Here is a 1,478-nt window from a genome sequence, read left to right as displayed (position 1 = left end):
GGTGGTGCAGCACGCGTTCGATGCTGTTGGCCAAGTCCAGCGTGCTTGGGTCGAAATCATCGCCCAGTTCAGCTTCACGGTTGGCCGAACGGTGCATACGCGGGGCTTTGCCCAGCAGCACTTCCAACGGCATGTCCACCGGGCTGTTACCGAAGTGGCTATCTGTAACCGTCAGCTGCGGCTCGGCAGTGGCTTCGCCGACCACGGCAAACGGGCAACGCTCGCGTTCGCAGATGGCCTGGAAGCGTGCGAAGTCTTCAGGGCCAACGGCCAGTACGTAGCGTTCCTGGGATTCGTTGCTCCAGATTTCGTGCGGGGCCATGCCCGGCTCGTCGTTTGGAATGTTGCGCAGTTCGAAACGGCCACCACGGTCGCCATCGTTGACCAGTTCCGGGAAGGCGTTGGACAAACCACCGGCGCCGACGTCGTGGATGAAGCTGATCGGGTTCTTGTCACCCAACTGCCAGCAACGGTCGATGACTTCCTGGCAGCGGCGCTCCATCTCAGGGTTTTCGCGCTGTACGGAAGCGAAGTCCAGGTCGGCCGAGCTGGTGCCGGTGGCCATGGAAGAGGCCGCACCGCCGCCCAGGCCGATCAGCATCGCCGGGCCGCCGAGCACGATCAGCTTGGAGCCGACCAGAATCTCGCCTTTCTTGACGTGTTCTTCACGGATGTTGCCCATACCGCCAGCCAACATGATCGGCTTGTGGTAGCCGCGCACTTCATCGCCACGCGGGGTGGTGATGGACTGCTCGAAGGTCCGGAAGTAACCGGTGAGCGCCGGGCGCCCGAATTCGTTGTTGAACGCGGCGCCGCCCAGCGGGCCTTCGATCATGATGTCCAGCGCGGTGACGATGCGCTCAGGCTTGCCGTACGGCACTTCCCACGGCTGTTCGAAGCCCGGGATCTGCAGGTTGGACACGGTGAAACCGGTGAGGCCCGCCTTGGGCTTGGCACCACGGCCGGTGGCGCCTTCGTCACGGATTTCGCCGCCCGAACCGGTGGCTGCGCCCGGGAACGGGGCAATCGCGGTCGGGTGGTTGTGGGTTTCAACCTTCATCAGGATGTGCACCGGCTCCTGCACCGCGCCGTACTGGCGGGTTTCCGGATCCGGGAAGAAGCGACCGGCGACGGAGCCGACGATGACCGAGGCGTTGTCCTTATAAGCCGACAAAACGCCTTCGCTGTGCATCACGTAGGTGTTCTTGATCATGCCGAACAGGCTTTTTTCCTGGCTTTGGCCATCGATGTCCCAACTGGCGTTGAAGATCTTGTGACGGCAGTGCTCGGAGTTGGCCTGGGCGAACATCATCAGTTCGATGTCGTGGGGGTTGCGCTTCAAGCCGGTGAAGGCGTTGACCAGATAGTCGATCTCGTCTTCGGCCAGGGCCAGGCCCAGCTCGGTGTTGGCCTTCTCGAGGGCGGCGCGGCCACCGCCCAGCACGTCAATCGCGGTGAGCGGCTTGGGTTCGGCATGG

1 protein-coding gene is annotated in these 1,478 nt (G+C 63.2%); it reads right to left on the bottom strand.

The annotated features are described in order from the left end of the window. A partial coding sequence (gene purL, locus BKD70_RS22920) for a phosphoribosylformylglycinamidine synthase (protein ID WP_083286074.1) occupies positions 1 to 1,478 on the bottom strand: 1,478 nt, incomplete at both ends.

This window comes from Pseudomonas sp. BS-2016 (assembly GCF_001806145.1).
GTDB lineage: Bacteria > Pseudomonadota > Gammaproteobacteria > Pseudomonadales > Pseudomonadaceae > Aquipseudomonas > Aquipseudomonas lundensis.
This window is presented reverse-complemented; position numbering and strand designations above follow the sequence as displayed.